The sequence below is a fragment of the Nonomuraea aurantiaca genome (assembly GCF_020215705.1).
In the GTDB taxonomy this organism is placed as follows: domain Bacteria; phylum Actinomycetota; class Actinomycetes; order Streptosporangiales; family Streptosporangiaceae; genus Nonomuraea; species Nonomuraea aurantiaca.
On the sequence record NZ_JAIWNB010000001.1, the window covers coordinates 196,869 to 216,151 of the forward strand.

The following is a 19,283-nucleotide window of genomic DNA, read 5'->3' on the forward strand; positions in this document are numbered from 1 at the left end:
TGCTCCACTCCCGCGATGGTGGCCCTCCCCGGGCCTCTGCCACGACGGGCCGTCGTCCTCTTTCCCCCGAAAGGGGGTATCCCTTCCAAAGGACCCCAGCCACCACGGACCGCCACAGGGATTGAGACGGTCGTGTGACGAACTCCCGGGAAACCCCCGTGGCCACCGCACTAGCCTGGTTGGAATGAGATTCGGCGGGACGCTGGCCGTGCTTCTGTCCGCCTGGTTCATAGCCCAGTTCGACTTCTTCGTGGTCAACGTCGCCGCGCCGTCGTTCGAACGCGAGCTGCACGCGAGCCCCGCCGCCCTGGAACTCATCGTGGGCGGCTACGCCTTCACCTACGCGGCGGGGATGATCACCGGTGGGCGGCTCGGTGACCGGTACGGCTACCGGCGGATGTTCATCGGCGGCGTGGTCGCGTTCACGATCGCGTCGCTGCTGTGCGGCATCGCGCTGAACCCGGCCCAGCTCGTCGCCGCCCGCCTGCTGCAGGGATTGGCCGGTGCGGCGATGGTGCCGCAGGTGCTCGCCATGATCTCCGCGGTCTTCCCGCCGCACGAGCGGCGCCGCGCCGTGGGCTGGTACGGCGCGGCCGGCGGTCTCGGCTCCATCGCCGGCCAGGTGCTGGGCGGGCTGCTGCTGTCGGCCGACCTGTTCGGGCTCGGTTGGCGGGTCATCTTCCTGATCAACCTGCCCGTCGGCCTGGTCGTGGTCCCGCTGGCCGCCTGGCTGCTGCCCAGGGTCGAGCCGGCCGGGCGCGCGCGGCCGGACCTGCTCGGCGCGGCCGGGCTGGCCGCCGGGCTGGCACTGGTCCTGGTGCCGCTCGGCCTCGGCAACGGCGCCGGCTGGCCCGCGTGGACATGGATCTGCATGGGCGCGAGCCTGCCCCTCCTGGGCCTGACGCTGCGCTGGCAGTACGTGCTCGGCAGGCGCGGCGGTCAGCCGGTGCTGGACCTGGCGCTGCTCAAGGTGCACTCCTACCTGGCGGGCGTCGGCGCGATCACCGCGTTCATGGCCTACTTCGCCTCGTTCATGTTCATGCTCACGCTGCTGCTCCAGGGTGGCCTGCGGCTCACCGCGTTCCAGGCGGGACTGGCGTTCGCGCCGATGGGCGTGCTGTTCACGATCAGCTCGCTGCTGGGGACCCGCCTGGTCGGGAGGTACGGCCTGATCGTCGTCATGATCGGCGGCATCGTGACCGCGTCGGGCCTGGCGCTGCTGCTGGGCACGGCAGGGGCCGGGCTGCCGTGGATCATGGCCGCGCTGGTGCTCGTGGGGCTCGGCAACGGCCTGGTGATCCCGCAGCTCATCGGGGCGGCGCTGGTGGAGGTCGCGCCGCACCAGGCGGGCATCGGCTCGGGCTTCCTCAGTACGGCCCAGCAGTTCGGGGGTTCGGGCGGGGTCGCGGTGATCGGGGCGGTCTTCTTCGCGGCCTCGGCCGGCGGCGACTACATCGGCGCGATGCGCTGGTCGGCCGCCATAGATCTGGCGCTCATCCTCGCCGTGGTCGCGGTGGTGGCCTACAACCGGCGCCGGGCTATCCGGCGGGCGGCGCCGGCAACGACGTCCCGTACAGCCGGGACACCCGGAGCCTGATCACCAGCCGCCGGTCCGCGACCGCCTGACCCAGGAACGCGGCCGCGCCGACCGGGTCTTCGGGGCCCGCCGGCCGCCCCAACCGCATGGCCAGCAGCTCCCGGCCCACCTCGTCGCCGGGCTCGACGCTCACCGGCGACAGTTCGGCCAGGCCCTCGGCCACGGCGTACGACCAGAAGTCATCGCTGGCCACGTACAGGGCGGCGCGCGGGTCCTTGTGCAGATGGCGTACTTTGAGCCGGCCGTCGACCGTCGCGACACGCACCACGCGGTGGTCGGAGTCCCAGTCGTACACGACCGTCGACAGGTGCGGGCGGCCGTTGGCGCCCAGCGTGGCCAGCGCGCCGAAGCGCTGCTGGCTGAGCAGGTGGGACAGGTCCTCGTCCGGCAGGCTGCTGGGGCCGGGCTCGTCGGCGGCCTGATCCTCGGCCAATTCAATCTCCTTTGCCCTGTTGCCGAAAACCCTACCGAAGCCCTGGTCGACGAGCGAAGCGCCCTGTCTGCTATATGCCGAAATATCGGCCAATGTAGGTTGCTGTTATGAATCTTGCGATCACCAGCGGATATGTCGTGCCGGTCGATGGCGCTCCGATCGAGGGCGGCACCGTGCTGATCCAGGACGGGAAGATCGCCGCGGTCGGCCGCGAGGTCGAGATACCGTCGGGAACCCCTGTCGTCGACGCGGCCGGTGGCTGGGTGCTGCCGGGCTTCGTCGAGGCCCACGGCCACCTGGGCGTGTACGAAGAGGCCGAGGGCTGGGCCGGCCAGGACACCAACGAGACGACCGACCCCAACGGCGCCCGCCTGCGCGCCCTCGACGCCATCAACCCGGCCGACCTGGGCTTCGCCGACGCGCTCTCCGGCGGCGTCACCACCGCCGTGATCAAGCCGGGGTCGGCCAATCCCATCGGCGGCCAGACGGTGGCGGTCAAGTGCTGGGGCCGGACCGTCGACGAGATGCTGATCCGGGAGCCGGTGAGCGTGAAGAGCGCCCTCGGCGAGAACCCCAAGCGCGTCTACGGCGACCAGAAGCGGCTGCCCTCCACCCGCCAGGGCGTGGCGGCGGTGATCCGCGACGCGTTCATGAAGGCGCAGGACTACCGGGCCAGGCGGGCTGCGGCCGCCGACGAGGGCAAGCCGTTCGAGCGCGACGCCACGCAGGAGATCCTCGTCCGCGTGCTCGACGGCGAGCTGCCCTGGTGCCAGCACACGCACCGGGCCGACGACATCGCGACCGCGCTGCGGCTGGCGGACGAGTTCGGCTACCGGGTGGTGATCAACCACGGCACGGAGGGGCACCTGATCGCCGACGTGCTGGCCGAGCGCGGCATTCCGGTCATCATCGGGCCGCTCTTCACCAGCCGCTCCAAGGTCGAGCTCCGGCACCGCTCGCTGCGCAATCCGGGCATCCTCGCGCGCGCCGGGGTCGAGCTGGCGATCACTACCGACCATCCGGTGGTGCCGATCCACTTCCTGGTCCACCAGGCGACGCTGGCGGTCAAGGAGGGGCTGGACCGGGAGGTGGCGTTGCGGTCCATCACCGTCAACCCGGCCCGCATCATGGGCCTCGACGACCGGGTGGGCGCCCTGCGTCCGGGGCTCGACGGTGACGTGGTGATCTGGTCCGGCGACCCGCTGGACATCATGAGCCGGGCGCTGCGGGTCTTCGTCGACGGCCGCGAGGTGTACTCGTACGAGGACGGGGTCGCCGATCCCTACTACCGGGAAGCCACACGGTGATCAAGCTCGGCAAGTAATCGTCAAGCGTCTGTCGACGGGCCCGATCCATAGTGGGAGCCCGTCCGAAAGAGTTCGGCGATGAAGAGGTGTGGCGATGACAGTACCGACCCGACCTTCCTCGCTCCCGCAGCGGCCCAGCAAGGCGCTCCTGATCTGGCTGGTGATCTCGAGCGCCCTGGCGGTGATCGTCCTGGTCGGCATGCTACTGAGCGGCGGCCCGCTCGGGTTCGGCCTGTCGATGCTGCTGGCGCTGGCGCCCCTGCCGCTGCTTCTCGCGGCGGTGCTCTCGCTCGACCGGCTGGAGCCCGAGCCAGGGCTGCACCTGGGCTTCGCGTTCGCGTGGGGCGCGGGCGTGGCCATCGTGCTGGGCATCGTGCTGACCCTCGCCGGCCAGGCCGTGTTCGCCAGGGCCGGTTACGGCGAGCAGACCGTCGACCAGCTGGGGACGGCCTTCCTGGCCCCGGTGATCGAGGAGGCCCTCAAGGGGGCGGCGCTGCTGCTCCTCCTGGTCAGAAGGCGGGAGATCGACGGGCTCACCGACGGCATCGTCTACGGCTCGATGGCCGGCCTGGGCTTCGCGGCCGTCGAGAACGTCGGCTACTACCTGGGCGCCTTCACCGAGGACGGTGTGGGCGGGGCCGTGCAGCTGTTCGTGATCAGAGGGCTGATCGACCCGCTCGGCCACCCCGTCTACACCGCGATGACCGGGCTCGGCGTGGCGTACGCGCTCACCCGCCGCGGCCCCGCGCGGTTCGCGGCCATCCCGCTCGGCTACTTCGGCGCGGTCTTCCTGCATGGGCTCTGGAACGGCACCGCCATGCTCCAGTCGCTCGGCTGGATGGGCGTGGCCTACCTGGTGATCATGGGAGCGCTCATCGGGCTCGTCCTGGTGACCGTACGCGAGCGCAGGCAGCTGGTGGCCAAGATCGGCACCTACCTGCCCGCGTACCAGCCCACCGGGCTCCTCACCCCGCCGGACATCAAGATGCTGAGCACGCTGTCCGCCCGCCGGTCCGCGCGCAAGTGGGCCAAGGGCGTGGGGCTGGGCCGGGCGATGGGCGACTACCAGCAGGCGGCGACCGAGCTGACCATGCTGCACCTGCGCGCCGAACGCGAAGGCGCGGACCCGGCCGTGTTCGCCGCCGAGCGCGACGTCCTGCTCGACGCCTTGAGCCAGGCCCGGCGCTGGTAGCCACCGTCGTCTGGCCGCAGGCGTGGCTCAGTGGCGGGTGACGAGCGCGGCCACGGCCGTGGCCGCCGTCAGGGCGATGCACGCCGCCACCGCGACCATCACCCCCTGCTGCGCCCCGAGCCCGCCGATGACCCCCGCCACCCCGGCCGCCCCCAGTGAGCTGCCCACGTACCGGGCGGTGTTGTTGGCGCCCGACCCCATACCGACCCGATGCGACGGCACGCTCTCGATCGCCAGATGGGTGATCGAGGAGTTGATCACCCCGGCCCCGGCGCCGCTCACCACCAGCCCCCCGACCACGAGCGCGGGCACGAACTCCCCGCCCAGGCCCAGCAGCCCGGCGAAGCCCAGCGCCGTCAGCGCCAGACCGAGCGCCAGCCGCGCGGCCGTGGGCAGCCGCAGGTGCCGCGACAGCAGCGCGGACACGAACGACAGCGCGGACCACAAGACGAACAGCAGCGCGGTCTCGAGCGGCGTCAAGCCGTGCGTCGTCTGCAGCACGGTCGGCAGGTAGGTGAGCAGCCCGACCACCGCCGCGCCGACCACCAGCGCCCCGCCCGTCGCCACCAGGAACACCGGCCGCCGGAACAGCTCCAGGTCGATCAGCGGCTCCGCCCGCCGCCGCTCGGCCAGCACGAAGGTCGTCACCAGCAGGGCCGCCGCCGCGAACGCCACCAGCACCACCGGCCGCGACCAGCCGAGACGGCCCTCGGTCACGCCCGTGAGCAGCGCGGCGACGCCCAGGCTGAGCAGCACCACACCGGGCACGTCGAACCGCCGGGGCGCCGGCGAGCGTGACTCCTCCAGCGTGCGCGCCGACACCACGGCCAGGGCCAGCGCGCACGCCGCCATCAGCCAGTACACCGCCCGCCACCCGGCCACCTCGGCCAGCACCCCGGACAGAAGCGGTCCCACCGTGGTGCCCAGCCCGATCATCGCGCCGTAGCGGCCGGTGGCCCGCACCCGCTCCGTCCCCGAGGGAAAGGCGTGGCCCACGATGCCGAGGCTCGCCGCCAGCATCGCCGCGCTCGCGCCCCCCTGCACCAGCCGGGCCGCCACGAACACCACCACGGCCGTGCTCAACGCGGCCACCACACTGGCGACCGCGAGCACGATCGTGCCCGCCACCAGCACCCGCTTGCGGCCGTAGTCGTCGGCCAGCCCACCGGAGACCAGCAGCAGCGCCGACAGGCCGAGCGAGATCGCGCCCAGGATCCACACCGGTCCGGTCGGGCCCGCGCCGAGCTCCCGCGCGGTCAGGGGCAGCGTGACCGTCGGCACCGTGAAATTCGTCAGCACGAGCAGGGGCGCCGACGAGGCCACGGCGAGTGTTCGCCTGCCGGGCGCGATCACCGGCGTCGGTTCAGTGATTGAACTCATGCCTGGCAAGCTACCATGGTTCAATGAACGAACTGAGGGGGGTGTCATGGCGCTGGGCAAGAACTACGACGCTCAGGACTGCTCGCTGGCCAGAGCGCTGGAGGTGATCGGCGAGCGCTGGACGCTGCTGGTGGTGCGCGACGCGATGTACGGCGTGCGGCGCTTCGGCGATTTCCTCGCCCACCTGGACATTCCCCGCGCGGTGCTCTCGCAGCGGCTGGCCACGCTGGTCGAGGCGGGCGTCCTCGACAAGCGCCGCTACCAGGACTCGCCGCCGCGCGACGAGTACGTCCTGACCCCCGTGGGCCACGAGCTCTGGCTGCCGGTCGTGGCCCTGGCCCAGTGGGGCGAGCGCCACCTGTCCGGGACCGGCCCGCGCCGCGTCTTCCACCATCTGACCTGCGGCTCCCGCATCGACGGCACTGCCCGCTGCGCCGCCTGCGGCGTGCAGGTGTCGATCGAGGAAGTAGAGGTACGCCCCGGCCCGGGCCTGAAGGGCATCAGGAACGATCCGGTCAGTGTCGCCCTGCGTACCCCGCATCGGATGCTCCACCCGATTCCCTGACAGAATTGGCCAAACCCCCGAAGGGAGACGGCATGAGCTGGGTGGAGATCGAGACGGAAGCGGAGCTGCGCGAACTGCTGGGCGAGGTGATGCCGCGCGCGGCCACCAAGGACCGGCCGAAGCTGCACGAGCGTGACAGGCAGTGGCTGGCGAACTCGCCGTTCTGCCTGATCGCCACCTCTGACGCCGACGGTGCCTGCGACGTCTCGCCCAAGGGCGACCCGGCCGGCTTCACGTACGTCATCGACGACACCACGATCGCCATCCCCGACCGGCCGGGCAACCGCCGGGCGGACGGCTTCCGCAATGTCCTGAAAAATCCGCACGTGGGGTTGATCTACCTGATCCCCGGGCGCAACGAGACGCTGCGGATCAACGGTCGCGCCCGGCTGATCAGCGAGGCGCCGTTCTTCGACGACATGATCGTCAAGGGCCACCGCCCGCGCCTGGCGCTCGTCGTCGAGATCGAGCAGATCTTCTTCCACTGCGCCAAGGCGTTCCTGCGGTCGGCGCTGTGGAAGCCCGACAGCTGGGCGGGCGACGTGCTGCCCTCGCACGCGACCCTGGTCAAGGACGTGCAGAAGGTCGAGGAGACCCTCGAACAGCTGGAGAGCTACTACGGCGAGACCTACACCAAGAAGCTGTACGGCTGACCCTCGAGGTCAGGCGGCGGGGGTGGGGCCGTCGGGGAGCCGGATGACGTTACGGCCGCTGTAGGCTTGGAGATCGACGACCTTGGGATCGTGGTCGCGCGCGACAGGCCTGCGGCGCTCTCCCGACCGGATGTCGCGGATCTTGTGCCGGGCGACGTGTGGTGGCACCACCACTAGTCTCTTCATCGTGAGCCCCCCGTGACGTTCTTGTTACCTATGTTATCTACAGGTGCCTCGGTAAGATAGGTGTAAGTAGCGATTCAGTAAGGTAGTCGGCGGCCCGATGGGGACCGCAGGTCCAGGCCCGTGCTCCGGTCCTGTCGCCGCTTCGCCGACTTGACGATCCGCACGCGTCTCATGATCTGCCCCCTCTCACGCTCGCCTTCGACAGTCTCTACGTGCACTGTGCACGCCACCGCTTGACGGTGGCTTGGCGGCGAGTTGCAGCCGCCATGTGCCACAACCTAACCGGGGACGTCCGGTCGTTCCATGTATTTCTACCGGGGGGAGCCGCCTCCCCCGGCGGAAGCGCTCAGCCGCCGGGCGTGAGCCGGGCCGTGACGCCGATCCGGTTCCAGGCGTTGATCATCGCGATCGCCACGACCAGCGAGGCGAGCTGCTGCTCGTCGTAGTGCTCGGCCGCCTCCTGCCACACCTCGTCGGGGACGGCCGCCCGGTCGGCCAGCCTGGTCGCCTCCTCGGTCAGCGCGAGCGCGGCCTTCTCCGCCCTTCGGAGGATCGGCTGCCATCTAATCCGCCGTGGAAGGGCTTACCGCGATCCACGACGCGGGCGTCATCCACCGCGATCTCAAGCCCGACAACGTGCTGCTCGGCCCCGACGGCCCGCGGGTGATCGACTTCGGCATCGCCCGTACGGACGACATGTCGCTGACCAAGACCGGCGAGGTGGCGGGGACGCCCAGCTACATGGCGCCCGAGGTGTTCACCGGGCAGCGGGCCGGGACGGCCGCCGACGTGTTCGCGTGGGGCGCGGTCATGGTGTTCGCGGCCACCGGGCGGGATCCGTTCGCCGCCGACAACCTGGGCGGCGTGATGCGCCGGGTGCTGTCCGCCCGGCCGGGCCTGGACGACCTGCCGCCCCGGCTGGCGTCGCTGGTGTCGGCCGCGATGGAGAAGGACCCCGCCGCCCGCCCGGCCGCCCGTGACCTGCTGCTCGCCCTGGCCAGCGGCAACGGCGACGGCACCATGCTCGGCGGCCGTCCCGAGCACGAGGCGCTGTACGCCTCGACCGAGGGGGTCATCTATGAGACGCCGGTCGACCCCGGACGTGTGGCCGCCGTGGTGTGCCGGCGGGCCGGGCGCACGCTCTCCGCCACGGAGTGGGACGCCGCCTTCAAGGATGTCCCGTACCGCGACGTCTGCCGGCGATAGCCCGGCCCGCCGGTGGGGTCAGCCGGCGCAGTTGCCCCAGGAGCTGCGGCCGCCGCGGGCCTCGACGCGGCCGCTGGGGTCGCGGGTCCAGCCCCAGAACTTCACGCACTTCCAGCTGCCGTCGACATGACCGGTCTCGGCGTAGAAGCGGTACTTCTGCACGTCCTCGGACCGGCCGCCGCCCCGCACCTCGATGCTGGCGCCCGTGACGGTCTTGGTGCCGAGGTAGGCCGTCTTGATGGCGGCCACGCAGTTCTTCCCGGAACGCTTGTTGTACATGAGGTACACGTGTCCGAACACCGCGCCCTCGCGCGTCCTCATCGCGCGGTGACCGTCCCTGACCCGGCGGAAACCGGAGCCGCACACCCTCTCCGGCGAGTACGGCGCGGCGCTCGCGGAGGCGGCGGCGCTGACCGGAGCGATGGGGGTGGCAGTGGCGACAGCGGGGGTCGCGGCGATCCCGGCGGCGGCCAGACTGGCCGCGATGACCGTTCGCGTGAGCACGATAAACCCTTCGATGGGGAATATTTAGGACATTAACGATCTTTGCTGGCACATAACCGTAATGCACGGCGAGGGGGGTTGGTGAGGGAACGCGGCATACCGCTCATCGCGGTCAGCGCGGCCTGGGGCGGGTTCTGGGGCTCCTGGTCGGCGCTGCTACCGGCGATCAAGGAGCAACTCGGCGCGTCCACGGCCGACCTCGGGCTGGCGCTGAGCGCGGTGCCGGTGGGGGCGATTCCGGCCATGGCGCTGGCCGGGCGGCTGGCCGGCGGCAGGGAGCGTACGGCGCTGATCGCGGTCACCGTGGCCTTCGCGCTGAGCGTGGCGGCCATCGCGCCCGTCGGCTCGCCGGTGGCGCTCGGGCTGACGCTGCTCCTGGTCGGCATGGCCAGCGGAGCACTCGACATCGCGCTGAACCTGGCCACCGGCCGGGCCGAGCGGGAGGGCGGGCGCCGGCTGTTCCAGGCGGTGCACGCCGCCTTCCCGGTCGCCGTGATAGTCGCGGCTCCCGCCACCGGGCTGGCCCGGTCGCTGGGCATGGGCACCGGCGCGGTGCTGGTGACGGCGGCGGTCATCGTCCTCGCCTCGTCGCTGTCGCTCCTGGCCCTGCGCATGGGCCGGGGGCTGCCCGCCGCCGGGGGAGCGGGCGGCAGGCGCCGATGGAGGGTCGCCATCGTGCCCGCCGTGCTCAGCCGCGCGGCGGCCGACGACGCGAGCGGGGTGCTGGTGTCCACGGTCTCCGCGATCTCCTACACCGGGTTCGTCATCAGCCCGCTGCTCGTGGCCGCCCTGACGGCCCGGGTCGGCCTGCCGGGCGCGCTCGCCGCGCTGGGACTGCTGGCCGTGCCCCTGGTGGTCGGCCATCTCGGTGCGCGGACGGAAAATTGCCGTCCGTTGAGGCAATGAGGAGGGGGAAGCGGGTATTCCCCGGGCCATGGCCGTCTGTGAAGTCTGTGGCAACGATTACGACATGTCCTTCGAGGTGCACGCCCAGGGGGCGGTGCACACGTTCGACTCCTTCCAGTGCGCCATCCAGTTCATGGCGCCCATCTGCGAGCACTGCGGTACCCGGGTGATCGGGCACGGAGTCCAGTCGGGCGAGCACTGGTACTGCTGTGCCCACTGCGCCCGCCAGGAGGGCAACCAGGGAATCGTGGATCGTGTGATGGCGGGGATGTCCTGATAGGGGGACACTTGATGTGTGGCCCCTTTTGACTTTGATGTGCTCGTACTCGGAACCGGCCCCGGCGGGCAGAAGGCGGCGATCGCCGCGGCGAAGCTCGGCAAGCGGGTGGCGGTCGTGGAGAAGACGCACATGCTCGGCGGCGTATGCATCAACACCGGGACGATCCCCTCCAAGACCCTGCGCGAGGCGGTCCTCTATCTCACGGGCCTCAACCAGCGGGAGCTGTACGGGGCGAGCTACCGCGTGAAGGAAGAGATCACGGTCGCCGACCTCGGCATGCGTACCCAGCATGTGATCGGCCGCGAGATCCAGGTGATCCGCAGCCAGCTCGGCCGCAACCACGTGACGATGCTGCAGGGAACCGGCCGGTTCCTCGACCCGCACACGATCGGGATCAGCGGCGACGAGGAGGAGAAGAAGGTCACGGCCGACAAGATCGTGATCGCCACGGGCACCTCGCCGGCCCGTCCCTCCAGCGTGGAGTTCGACGACAGGACGGTCATCGACTCCGACGCGATCCTGCACCTCGACCGGGTGCCCGAGACTCTCGTGGTCGTCGGGGCGGGGGTCATCGGCATCGAGTACGCCTCGATGTTCGCGGCGCTGGGCACCAAGGTGACCGTGGTCGAGCGGCGCGACCGGATGCTGGAGTTCTGCGATCTGGAGATCGTGGAGGCGCTGAAGTACCACCTGCGGGACCTGGCCGTCACCTTCAGGTTCGGGGAGAACGTCGCCGCGGTCGAGCGGCGGCCCCGCGGGGCGCTGACCGTACTGGAGAGCGGGAAGAAGATCCCCGCCGACTGCGTCATGTACTCGGCCGGCCGTCAGGGAAAGACGGAGGAGCTGTGCCTGGAGGCGGCCGGGCTGGCCGCCGACGACCGCGGCCGGATCAAGGTGGACGAGAACTACGCCACGCCCGTCCCGCACATCTACGCCGTCGGCGACGTCATCGGCTTCCCGGCGCTGGCCGCCACCTCGATGGAGCAGGGCCGGCTGGCCGCGCAGCACGCGTGCGGCGAGCCGGTCGCGGAGATGAACGATCTGCCGCCGATCGGCATCTACACCATCCCGGAGATCAGCTTCGTCGGGAAGTCCGAGGACGACCTGACCCGGGACAAGATCCCCTTCGAGGTGGGCATCTCGCGCTACCGGGAGCTGGCCCGCGGGCAGATCATCGGCGACTCCTACGGGATGCTCAAGCTGCTGGTCTCCTCCGAGGACCGGCGGCTGCTGGGCGTCCACGTGTTCGGCACGGGCGCCACCGAGCTCGTCCACATCGGGCAGACCGTCATGGGGTGCGGCGGCACGGTCGACTACCTGGTCAACGCCGTGTTCAACTATCCGACGCTCGCCGAGTCCTACAAGGTCGCCGCCCTGGACGCGATGAACAAGATGCGGGTGATCGCCCGGCTGACGGCCGAGCTGTGACCCGGTGACCGGCTCCCGGCGGGGATCACTCGTCGGGGGTCGTGCGGCGGCCGCGGGCCGGGGGCTTCTTGCGCCCGGCCACGAGCGTGTCGCCCGATGCGGTCGAGGGGGTGGGCTCGTCCCCAGGGTCGGTCCCCGGCCGGCGCGGCCGGGCATGCGGTGCCGTGTCCTCCAGCGCGGAGGTCTCCGGCCCGCTCTCGGAACGCGAACTCGACGACCGCGCTCCTGACGACTTGCCGCCCGTCGAGCCACCGGAGCTCGACGAGCCACCAGAGTCCGAGGAACTGCCAGAGCTTGAAGAGCCTGAGGCCCCTGAGGATCCGGCCTTGGGCCGGGCGGGCGGGCGGAAGCCGGGGGAGTCGGGGTCGCGGAGCGCCGCGATGACCTCGTCGGCCTCCGTCTCGGCGGCGAACTCGTTGGCCGCCGCCGATTCCCTGCGCCGGATCACCACCAGGTGGTCCACGGAGATCCGCCCGGGCCCCACCACGGCCAGCAGCAGCGCGGCCACGCCCAGCAGGACCAGCTCGTTGGTGCTGATCGGGTTGAGCGGCGGCGCGATCAGGAAGACGGCCAGGGCCTCGGCGAAGAGGATCAGCCCCATCACCGACACGATTAAGCCGGCGATCAGCAGTGCCCCGCCGATCAGCTCGGTGAGCATGGTGACCGTGGCCCAGGCGCGCGGCGCGGGCGCCCCCTGCGCCAGGAACTTGGCCCCCGTGGTGTTCAGGCCGTCTTCGAGTTTGGTCCAGCCGTTGGCGAAGAAGATGCCGCCCACACCGATGCGGGCGACCACCGAAGCAAGATCACGAAAGGCCTGTTTCACGGTTGTTGTCTGCCCTGAGCGGGACATCACACACCTCAATCACGGCGCAGCAGCGTGGCCACGGCGACGGCGGTCAGGCTGAGCAGGACGACGCTCACGACGACGGTCGTGTGCAGGGCATTGACGAAGGCCCACCGGGCGGCGTCGAGCAGCGCACCGCCGGCGCCACCGCCGACCTGGTCGGCCACGTGCGCGGCGCTGGCGAGAGACTGCCGGGCCTCGTCCATGCCACCGCCGGACACTCCGGGAACGGCGGGCAACGCGGGCGCGTAGGCGATCGTGGTGATCGTGCCGAGCACGGCGACCCCGAGCCCGGCGCCGAGCTCGTAGGCGGTCTCCTCGATGGCCGCCGCCCCGCCCGCCTGGGCCTCGGGCGCCGAGGACATGATCGTGTCGGACGCGGCCAGCAGCGCCACCTGCACGCCGAACCCGACGCCCACGAAGCAGACCGAGAGCATCACGGGATGCGCCTCGACACCCCAGGTGAGCGTGGGGGTGAGCGCGAGCGCGACGAGGCCGAGCCCGCCGCTCATGGTGGCGCGCAGGCCGATCCGGGGCAGCAGGTGCGCCGCGGCCAGCCCGCCGCAGATCGCCGAGATCACCAGCGGCAGCATCCGTACGGCCGCGAGCAGCGGACTGTCGCCGAGCACGAGCTGCAGGTATTGCGCCAGCATGAGCTGCAGCCCCACCAGCGCGAACACGCCCAGCAGCACCCCGGCGACACCGGTGCCGAACTCCCGCCGCCGGAACAGCCCGACCTCCAGCAGCGGCGCGGCCAGCCGGAGCTGCCGCCGGACGAACCAGACGAGCAGCCCCGCCCCGGTGAGGAAGACCAGGACGGAGGCCCCGAACGGGATCAGGCTGCCCGCTCCCGCCTCCTTCAGCCCGAACGCCACCGCCAGGATGCCGAACACGGACAGCGCGGCGCTGAGACCGTCCCACGGCTGCCCGCCCCGGTGCCGCGACTCCGGCAGCAGCCGGGCGGCGGCGGGCAGCAGCACGAGCAGGATGGGCACGTTGATCAGGAAGACCGCGCCCCACCAGATGCCGACGAGCACCCCGCCGATCAACGGCCCCACGGCGGCGCCGGCCGCGGCGACCGCGCTCCAGACGCCCAGCGCGATGGCCCGCTCACGCCGGTCGGGGAAGACCTGGCGGATCAGCGACAGCGTGGCCGGCATGATCATCGCACCGCCCACCCCGAGCAGCGCCCTGGCCAGGATGAGGATCAGTGGCGTGGGAGAGAAGGCGGCGGCGGCCGAGGCCACGCCGAACAGCACGAAACCCGCCAGCACCAGCCGTTTGCGCCCGTAGCGGTCGCCGAGCGTGCCGAACAGGAGCAGCAGCGGCGCCACGACCAGCGAGTAGACGTCGATGATCCACAGCAGTTGCACCGAGGTCGGCTCCAGCGCCGCGGTGAGCGCGGGCACGGCGATGTGCAGGACGGTCGCGTCTACGGTGATCAGGAGCAGGCTCAGGCAGAGCAGCACCAGGATGGACCAGCGGTTGTCCCGATGTTCCTGAACCGCGCGCCGGAGGGCCGGGGCGGCCTGGGTGACGGTCATGGGGCCTCCTTGCAGGCCGATCCGATCTCACGCAAGGCCCACATGAACTTGCGTGGCAGCTTAGGCCATGCCATCCGCTCGGGACAGCGGTATCGGCCGATCCACGGTCTGAGGCACCTCTCTAGAGAGACACAGCCATATGTCCCGGCCTATCCATCTCTGTCCGGTCAGCCGATCATGGGGTCCGTGGGGACCGCCGAAAGTGCCGACAGGACCGACAGATCCCCCCGCGAGTGGTGCGAAGAGGCGGTCACCAGACTGCGGGCGGGACGCCCCGAAGCCGCGCTGGAGGCCGCCCGCACGGCCGCCGACATGGACCCGGCCAACGAGTGGGCCTACCGCCTGATCAGCCTCGCGCTGGAACGCCAGGGCCGCGACGCCGACGCGGTCGCGCCCGCGGAGCACGCGGTGCGCCTCGCTCTGGGCTCCTGGCCGGCCCGGCTGCGCCTGGGCACCGCGCTGCGCCGCGTCCCCGGCCACTGGGAGGAGGCCGTCGAGCAGGCGGCGCTGGCCCGCGCGTACGCCCCCGAAGAGGCCGACCCCCACGTGCTCCGCGGCGACCAGGCGCTGCTCCGCGCCGAGCACGCGCCGGCCCGGCGCGCCTATCTGACCGCGCTCGACCGGGATCCCGCGCATCCGCAGGCCCGCGTCAACCTCGGATTGACGCTGCTGCGCTGGGACCGCCTCCCGGCCCACCGCGACCCCGCCTGGCCGATCGACCCGCGCGAGAGCGGCCGGGCCAGGCGGGCCCTGGAGGTCTGGTCGCGCCAGTCCCGCCTGCTGGTCGCGCTCGCCACGATCGCCATCGTCGTGGCCGCCCTGGCCTTCGACCGGGGCCCGGAGGGGCGGCTCGGCGGCCTCCTGGTGCTGATCCTGCTCGTCCCGATCACGCTCAGGCAGGTGCGCAGGGTGGGGGTGTGGTCCTACGTCCCCGCCATGCTCGGCCGTGACCCCTGGCTGGGCGCCGCCCTGGCCTCGGCCGTCGCGTCGGTGGCCGCGTTCGCGGGCTGGCTGACGATGGGCGCGCTGCCGGACCTGCCGTCGGCGTTCGACCCGGTGTGGGCCGGCCTGGCGGGCGTCGTGGTGCTCGGCTGGCCGGTGACGGCGGGCATGCGCGCGCTGGCCGAGCTCTGGCGGGGCAGCCCGATGCGGGCCCTGGCCCAGTTCGCCCGGGTGCCCGCCGAGCGCACGGCCAGGCGGAACACGGGGGTCACGCTCTGGATCGTGCTCGGCAGGACGTGGTCGGTGCTGGTGCCCCTGATGTGCGGGGCGCTGGCCGTGGATCCGCGGGCCGCCGTGCTCGCGGTGGTGGTGCCGTACCCGCTGCTGGCCTCCTACCGGCGGGTTCGCCCTCGCGAGGACAGATGGCTGCCGGTCGCGACCGGGCTGGTCGTGCTGGCATCCGTGGCCTGCGCGGCGGGCGGCCTGCTGGGGCTGGTCTGGGCCTGGCGGGCCGGGCTCGGCGCGCTGTGCGCGGCGGTGGCGGTGTTCGCGCTGCGCGCCGCGCGCGCCTGGTGGCGTGGTGGGCCGGGGCCGTGGCGCGCGTCACTGATCATGTGCGACCTGCCCACCGGCGACGCCCCGTCCGTCGCGCTCACTCCAGAGGTACGCCAGGCGTTCGCCTACGCCAGGAGCGTCGTCCTGGCCTTCGGCGACTCCCTCGGCCCGCGCGTCGTGGGCACGGCGGCGACCGTCACCCCGTCGGGGGAGCTCAGACTGGTCGCCGAGACGCAGACTCGGGCGGCCGTCGAGGCGGATCCGCGGGTGGCGGTGTTCGCCGCCGATCCGCTGCAGCGCAGATATTGGGTGGAGGTGCGCGGGATCGCCGTGGCCGATTCGGACCTGCTGCGGATCACTCCCAAGCAGGTGCTCATGGGGGAGTTCCCTGGGCGGCACCAGCGGCGCTAGCTAGAATATCGTTCTATGCGGACCCTCCGTACCCCCGAAGAGCGTTTCGCCGACCTGCCCGATTTCCCCTACGAGCCGCGCTACGCCGAGGTGGCCGACGGCCTGCGCATGGCCTACGTCGAGACGGGCCGCGCCGACGGGGCGCCGGTGGTGCTGCTGCACGGCGAGCCGACCTGGTCCTTCCTCTACCGGTACGTCATGCGCGAGCTGGCGGCGGCCGGGCTGCGGGCCATCGCCGTCGACCTGGTGGGCTTCGGCCGCTCCGACAAGCCCGCCGAACGGGCCGACCACACCTACGCCAGGCACGTCGAGTGGACCCGCGAGCTGCTGTTCGACGCGCTCGGGCTGAGCGGCGTGACCATGGTCGGGCAGGACTGGGGCGGCCTGATCGGGTTGCGGATCGCCGGTGAGCATCCGGAGCGCATCGCCAGGATCGTCGCGGCCAACACGGGCTTGCCGACGGGTGACAGTCCCATGCCCGAATTGTGGCATCGCTTCAGGGACGCGGTGATGAACGCTCCCGCGCTGGACATCGCCAGATTCGTCCAATCGGGCTGCAAGACTGAACTCTCCGCGGCCGTACGCGCCGCCTACGACGCCCCCTTCCCCGACGAGTCGTACAAGGCCGCCGCGAAGGCCATGCCGGGGCTCGTCCCGATCACTCCCGACGACCCCGCCGCGCCCGCCAACCGCGCCGCCTGGCAGGTCCTCACCACGCTCGATCGCCCCTTTTTGGTGGCATTCTCCGATGGAGATCCGATAACAGGGGGTATGGCGCCGATCCTCAAAGAGTCGATGGCGGGCGCCGCGGGACACGTTCATCCGGTGATCACGGGCGCCGGTCACTTCCTCCAGGAGGACGCGGGCAGCGAACTCGGCCGCCACATCGCGCGATTCGTCACCCTCACCTAGCGTGTCAGGTCCGCCCAATCGTCGGTCTGGTGCGGTATAACCAGGGGCGGACCGGGGAGGCGTGATGCGTGAGTCCGGCAGGGCCCAGGCCGCAGGGCGGACCGCGGCGCGGGATCTGTTTGAACAGGTGCGGCTGCGCTATTTCCACCTTCCCCCGGCCATGCGCCGGGTGATGCACGTGGTCGTGCTCATCGCCACCGTAGGCGTGGCCGCCGCGCTCGGCTGGGATCTGTTCAAGACCTTTCTCATCACCCTGCTGGTGCTCGCGTTCCTCGCGCTGACGCTGCGCTTCCCGCGCGCCGCCGCGACCGTGCTGGTGCTCGCCGGCTGGTGCGCGCTGCTGCCGGTGTTCTACCTGTGTTTCCCGCCGCCCTCACTGGCCCCCACGCTGCTGATGGTGCTGGCCGTGCCCGTCGCCGCCGGCGCGCACCTGATCCGCTGGGTGACGCCGTGGCTGAGCGTGCTCATGGCGCTCGTCCCCGCCGGGGCGCTCGCCGCGGCCCTCTCGTTCGTCTCCGACGCCGCCGCGGTCTGGGTCGCCTACGGCGCCGCCGCCGCGGTCCTCGTCCAGCGCTTCATCGCCGCCCGCCGGGCCAGGAGCGCGCTGAGCGCCGAGGAGCAGGTCCGGGTCAGGGCCCGCGACGGCAGGCCGGAGGCGCCGCCCGAGAAGGCCGGCGGGCTGCCCGACATCTCGGTCGAGGAGGCGCTGGCCGAGTTGGAGGGCATGATCGGGCTCGCCCCGGTCAAGGAGCAGGTCCGCTCGATCGCCGCCTCCATCGAGGCGTCCCGGCTGCGGGCCGAGGCCGGCTACAAGGCCGGCCGCCCGACCAGGCACCTGGTCTTCCTCGGTCCGCCGGGCACGGGCAAGACCAGCGTGGCCCGTACGGTGGCGAAGATCTTCTACGCGTTCGGCCTGCTCGACACCCCCTTCGTGGTCGAGGCGCAGCGGGCCGACCTGGTGGGGGAGTTCCTCGGCGCGACTGCCATCAAGACCAACGAGCTGGTCGACCGGGCGCTGGGCGGCGTGCTGTTCATCGACGAGGCCTACGGGCTGATCAACTCCTCCGACGGCCAGCCCGACAGGTTCGGCGCCGAGGCCGTGCAGACGCTGCTCAAGCGGGCCGAGGACGACCGCGACCGGCTGATCATCATCCTGGCCGGCTACGAGCAGGAGATGACCTCGTTCCTGTCCAGCAATCCCGGCCTGGCCAGCAGGTTCGCCACCCGGGTGCGCTTCCCCAGCTACTCGCCCGGTGAGCTGTCGGAGATCACCGAGCTGCTCCAGCGGCACCGGGGCGACACGATGGCACCCGACGCGCGCGCCGCGCTGCTCGGCCTGTTCGAGGACGTCCATCGGCGCGGGCTGGTCGACGATCTGGGCAACGCCAGGTTCGTCCGCAGCCTCGTCGAGGCCGCGGCGACGGCCCGTGACGTGCGCGTCGTGGGCGCGGGCGGGACGCCGACCACCGAGGACCTCGTGACCACCACGACCGCCGACGTGACCAAGGCGTTCGGCGAGCTGACCGCCCGCTTCCGCGGCTACGAGGACACGCCCACCATCGAGGAGGCGCTGGCCGACCTCGACCGGATGGCCGGGCTCGAGCCGGTCAAGCGGCAGGTGCACGCCATCGCCGCCCAGCTCCAGGTCGCCCGGATGCGGCAGGAGCGCGGGCTGCCCACGCCGCCGCAGATGCGTCACTTCGTGTTCGCCGGCCCGCCGGGCACCGGCAAGACCACCGTGGCCAGGGTCATCGGCCGCATCTTCGCCGCGCTCGGCCTGCTGGCCAGGCCCGACGTGGTCGAGGCGCAGCGGGCCGACCTGGTCGGCCAGCACCTCGGCGCGACCGCGATCAAGACCAACGAGCTGGTCGACCGGGCGCTGGGCGGCGTGCTGTTCGTCGACGAGGCCTACAGCCTGGTCAACCCCGGCTACTCCGGCGGCGACGCGTTCGGCGCCGAGGCCGTGCAGACGCTGCTCAAGCGGGCCGAGGACGACCGCGACCGGCTCGTCATCGTGCTGGCCGGCTACCAGCGCGAGATGGACACCTTCCTGGCCACCAACCCCGGCCTGGCCAGCCGGTTCAACCAGCGGGTCGCCTTCCCCAGCTACTCCGCGCGGGAGCTGTCCGAGATCGCGGTGCTGCTGGCCGACAAATCGGGCGATCGCTTCGACGAGGCGGCGCTGCGCGACCTCGACGAGGTCTTCGCCTGGGTCTGCGACGAACGGTTGATCGACGGGCTCGGCAACGGGCGCTTCGCCAGGTCGCTGTTCGAGCGCGCGGCCATGCGCCGCGATGTGCGGCTCGCCGCTCTGGCCGGGGGTGGCGGGTCGGCCAGCTCGGCCGAGCTGACGACTATCACCAGCGACGATGTCCGCATGGCCGTGGACGAACTTTCCGGACGTTAAGCAGACTGCAGTTTGGCAGTTCCGTGCGCCC

Annotated in this window: 19 protein-coding genes; 12 read left to right on the top strand and 7 right to left on the bottom strand. The window is 71.7% G+C overall.

Going from position 1 to position 19,283, the window contains the following annotated elements; genetic code table 11:
• Positions 1-184 precede the first annotated feature (184 nt).
• Positions 185-1,597 (top strand): MFS transporter, encoded by a 1,413-nt coding sequence (locus LDL49_RS00960; protein WP_225288923.1) that lies wholly within the window; start codon positions 185-187, stop codon positions 1,595-1,597.
• Here the strand turns inward: LDL49_RS00960 and LDL49_RS00965 are convergent.
• Positions 1,539-2,030 (bottom strand): TIGR03618 family F420-dependent PPOX class oxidoreductase, encoded by a 492-nt coding sequence (locus tag LDL49_RS00965; RefSeq protein WP_225288924.1) that lies wholly within the window; start codon positions 2,028-2,030, stop codon positions 1,539-1,541. The two genes, LDL49_RS00960 and LDL49_RS00965, sit on opposite strands and share 59 nt — an antisense overlap.
• 107 nt (positions 2,031-2,137) lie before the next feature.
• Here LDL49_RS00965 and LDL49_RS00970 point away from each other — a divergent pair, with 107 nt between their 5' ends.
• Complete coding sequence (locus tag LDL49_RS00970) at positions 2,138-3,337, top strand: amidohydrolase (RefSeq protein ID WP_225288925.1); 1,200 nt, start codon at positions 2,138-2,140, stop codon at positions 3,335-3,337.
• 94 nt (positions 3,338-3,431) lie between these two features.
• A complete protein-coding gene (locus LDL49_RS00975) occupies positions 3,432-4,529 on the top strand; it encodes a PrsW family intramembrane metalloprotease (RefSeq protein ID WP_225288926.1) in 1,098 nt (365 codons plus the stop codon).
• Between the two features lie 27 nt (positions 4,530-4,556).
• On the opposite strand, the gene LDL49_RS00980 is transcribed toward LDL49_RS00975, so the two are convergent.
• Positions 4,557-5,909 carry an MFS transporter gene (locus LDL49_RS00980; RefSeq protein WP_225288927.1) on the bottom strand — a complete coding sequence of 451 codons (1,353 nt, stop codon included), beginning with the start codon at positions 5,907-5,909 and terminating at the stop codon, positions 4,557-4,559.
• Positions 5,910-5,955: 46 nt separating this feature from the next.
• On the opposite strand from LDL49_RS00980, the gene LDL49_RS00985 reads away from it, so the two are divergent.
• Complete coding sequence (locus tag LDL49_RS00985) at positions 5,956-6,474, top strand: winged helix-turn-helix transcriptional regulator (RefSeq protein ID WP_225288928.1); 519 nt, start codon at positions 5,956-5,958, stop codon at positions 6,472-6,474.
• 32 nt (positions 6,475-6,506) lie between these two features.
• The gene (locus LDL49_RS00990; RefSeq protein WP_225288929.1) at positions 6,507-7,127 is read left to right on the top strand and encodes a pyridoxamine 5'-phosphate oxidase family protein; all 621 of its coding nucleotides are present in this window, start codon (positions 6,507-6,509) and stop codon (positions 7,125-7,127) included.
• A gap of 9 nt (positions 7,128-7,136) precedes the next feature.
• Here the strand turns inward: LDL49_RS00990 and LDL49_RS00995 are convergent, their stop codons facing one another.
• Positions 7,137-7,313 carry a hypothetical protein gene (locus LDL49_RS00995; RefSeq protein ID WP_225288930.1) on the bottom strand — a complete coding sequence of 59 codons (177 nt, stop codon included), beginning with the start codon at positions 7,311-7,313 and terminating at the stop codon, positions 7,137-7,139.
• Between the two features lie 346 nt (positions 7,314-7,659).
• Positions 7,660-7,782 (bottom strand): carboxymuconolactone decarboxylase family protein, encoded by a 123-nt coding sequence (locus tag LDL49_RS59020; RefSeq protein WP_372470266.1) that lies wholly within the window; start codon positions 7,780-7,782, stop codon positions 7,660-7,662.
• A 104-nt stretch (positions 7,783-7,886) separates the two neighbouring features.
• Between LDL49_RS59020 and LDL49_RS01005 the strand changes: the two genes are divergently transcribed.
• The gene (locus LDL49_RS01005) at positions 7,887-8,519 is read left to right on the top strand and encodes a serine/threonine-protein kinase (protein WP_225288931.1); all 633 of its coding nucleotides are present in this window, start codon (positions 7,887-7,889) and stop codon (positions 8,517-8,519) included.
• Between the two features lie 18 nt (positions 8,520-8,537).
• Here LDL49_RS01005 and LDL49_RS01010 read toward each other — a convergent pair whose 3' ends face one another.
• Positions 8,538-9,023 (bottom strand): hypothetical protein, encoded by a 486-nt coding sequence (locus LDL49_RS01010; RefSeq protein ID WP_225288932.1) that lies wholly within the window; start codon positions 9,021-9,023, stop codon positions 8,538-8,540.
• An 81-nt stretch (positions 9,024-9,104) separates the two neighbouring features.
• Here LDL49_RS01010 and LDL49_RS01015 point away from each other — a divergent pair, with 81 nt between their 5' ends.
• The 3 genes from LDL49_RS01015 to sthA are packed head-to-tail and all read left to right on the top strand — an operon-like array spanning position 9,105 to position 11,637.
• Positions 9,105-9,929: an MFS transporter gene (locus LDL49_RS01015; protein WP_225288933.1), complete on the top strand. Its 825-nt coding sequence runs from the start codon at positions 9,105-9,107 to the stop codon at positions 9,927-9,929.
• 28 nt (positions 9,930-9,957) lie between these two features.
• Positions 9,958-10,206 (top strand): metallothionein, encoded by a 249-nt coding sequence (locus tag LDL49_RS01020; RefSeq protein ID WP_225288934.1) that lies wholly within the window; start codon positions 9,958-9,960, stop codon positions 10,204-10,206.
• An 18-nt stretch (positions 10,207-10,224) separates the two neighbouring features.
• A complete protein-coding gene (sthA, locus tag LDL49_RS01025; RefSeq protein WP_225288935.1) occupies positions 10,225-11,637 on the top strand; it encodes a Si-specific NAD(P)(+) transhydrogenase in 1,413 nt (470 codons plus the stop codon).
• A 25-nt stretch (positions 11,638-11,662) separates the two neighbouring features.
• On the opposite strand, the gene LDL49_RS01030 is transcribed toward sthA, so the two are convergent.
• Positions 11,663-12,430, bottom strand: a complete 768-nt coding sequence (locus LDL49_RS01030; RefSeq protein ID WP_225288936.1) for a DoxX family protein — start codon at positions 12,428-12,430, stop codon at positions 11,663-11,665.
• Between the two features lie 65 nt (positions 12,431-12,495).
• The gene (locus LDL49_RS01035; RefSeq protein WP_225288937.1) at positions 12,496-14,025 is read right to left on the bottom strand and encodes an MFS transporter; all 1,530 of its coding nucleotides are present in this window, start codon (positions 14,023-14,025) and stop codon (positions 12,496-12,498) included.
• Between the two features lie 186 nt (positions 14,026-14,211).
• Here LDL49_RS01035 and LDL49_RS01040 point away from each other — a divergent pair, with 186 nt between their 5' ends.
• The 3 genes from LDL49_RS01040 (at position 14,212) to LDL49_RS01050 (ending at position 19,252) form a co-directional block, all read left to right on the top strand.
• Positions 14,212-15,933 (top strand): tetratricopeptide repeat protein, encoded by a 1,722-nt coding sequence (locus LDL49_RS01040; RefSeq protein WP_372470267.1) that lies wholly within the window; start codon positions 14,212-14,214, stop codon positions 15,931-15,933.
• A gap of 15 nt (positions 15,934-15,948) precedes the next feature.
• Positions 15,949-16,845, top strand: coding sequence for a haloalkane dehalogenase (locus LDL49_RS01045; RefSeq protein WP_225288939.1), 897 nt, complete (start codon positions 15,949-15,951; stop codon positions 16,843-16,845).
• A 64-nt stretch (positions 16,846-16,909) separates the two neighbouring features.
• Positions 16,910-19,252 carry an AAA family ATPase gene (locus tag LDL49_RS01050; protein WP_225288940.1) on the top strand — a complete coding sequence of 781 codons (2,343 nt, stop codon included), beginning with the start codon at positions 16,910-16,912 and terminating at the stop codon, positions 19,250-19,252.
• Positions 19,253-19,283 lie beyond the last annotated feature (31 nt).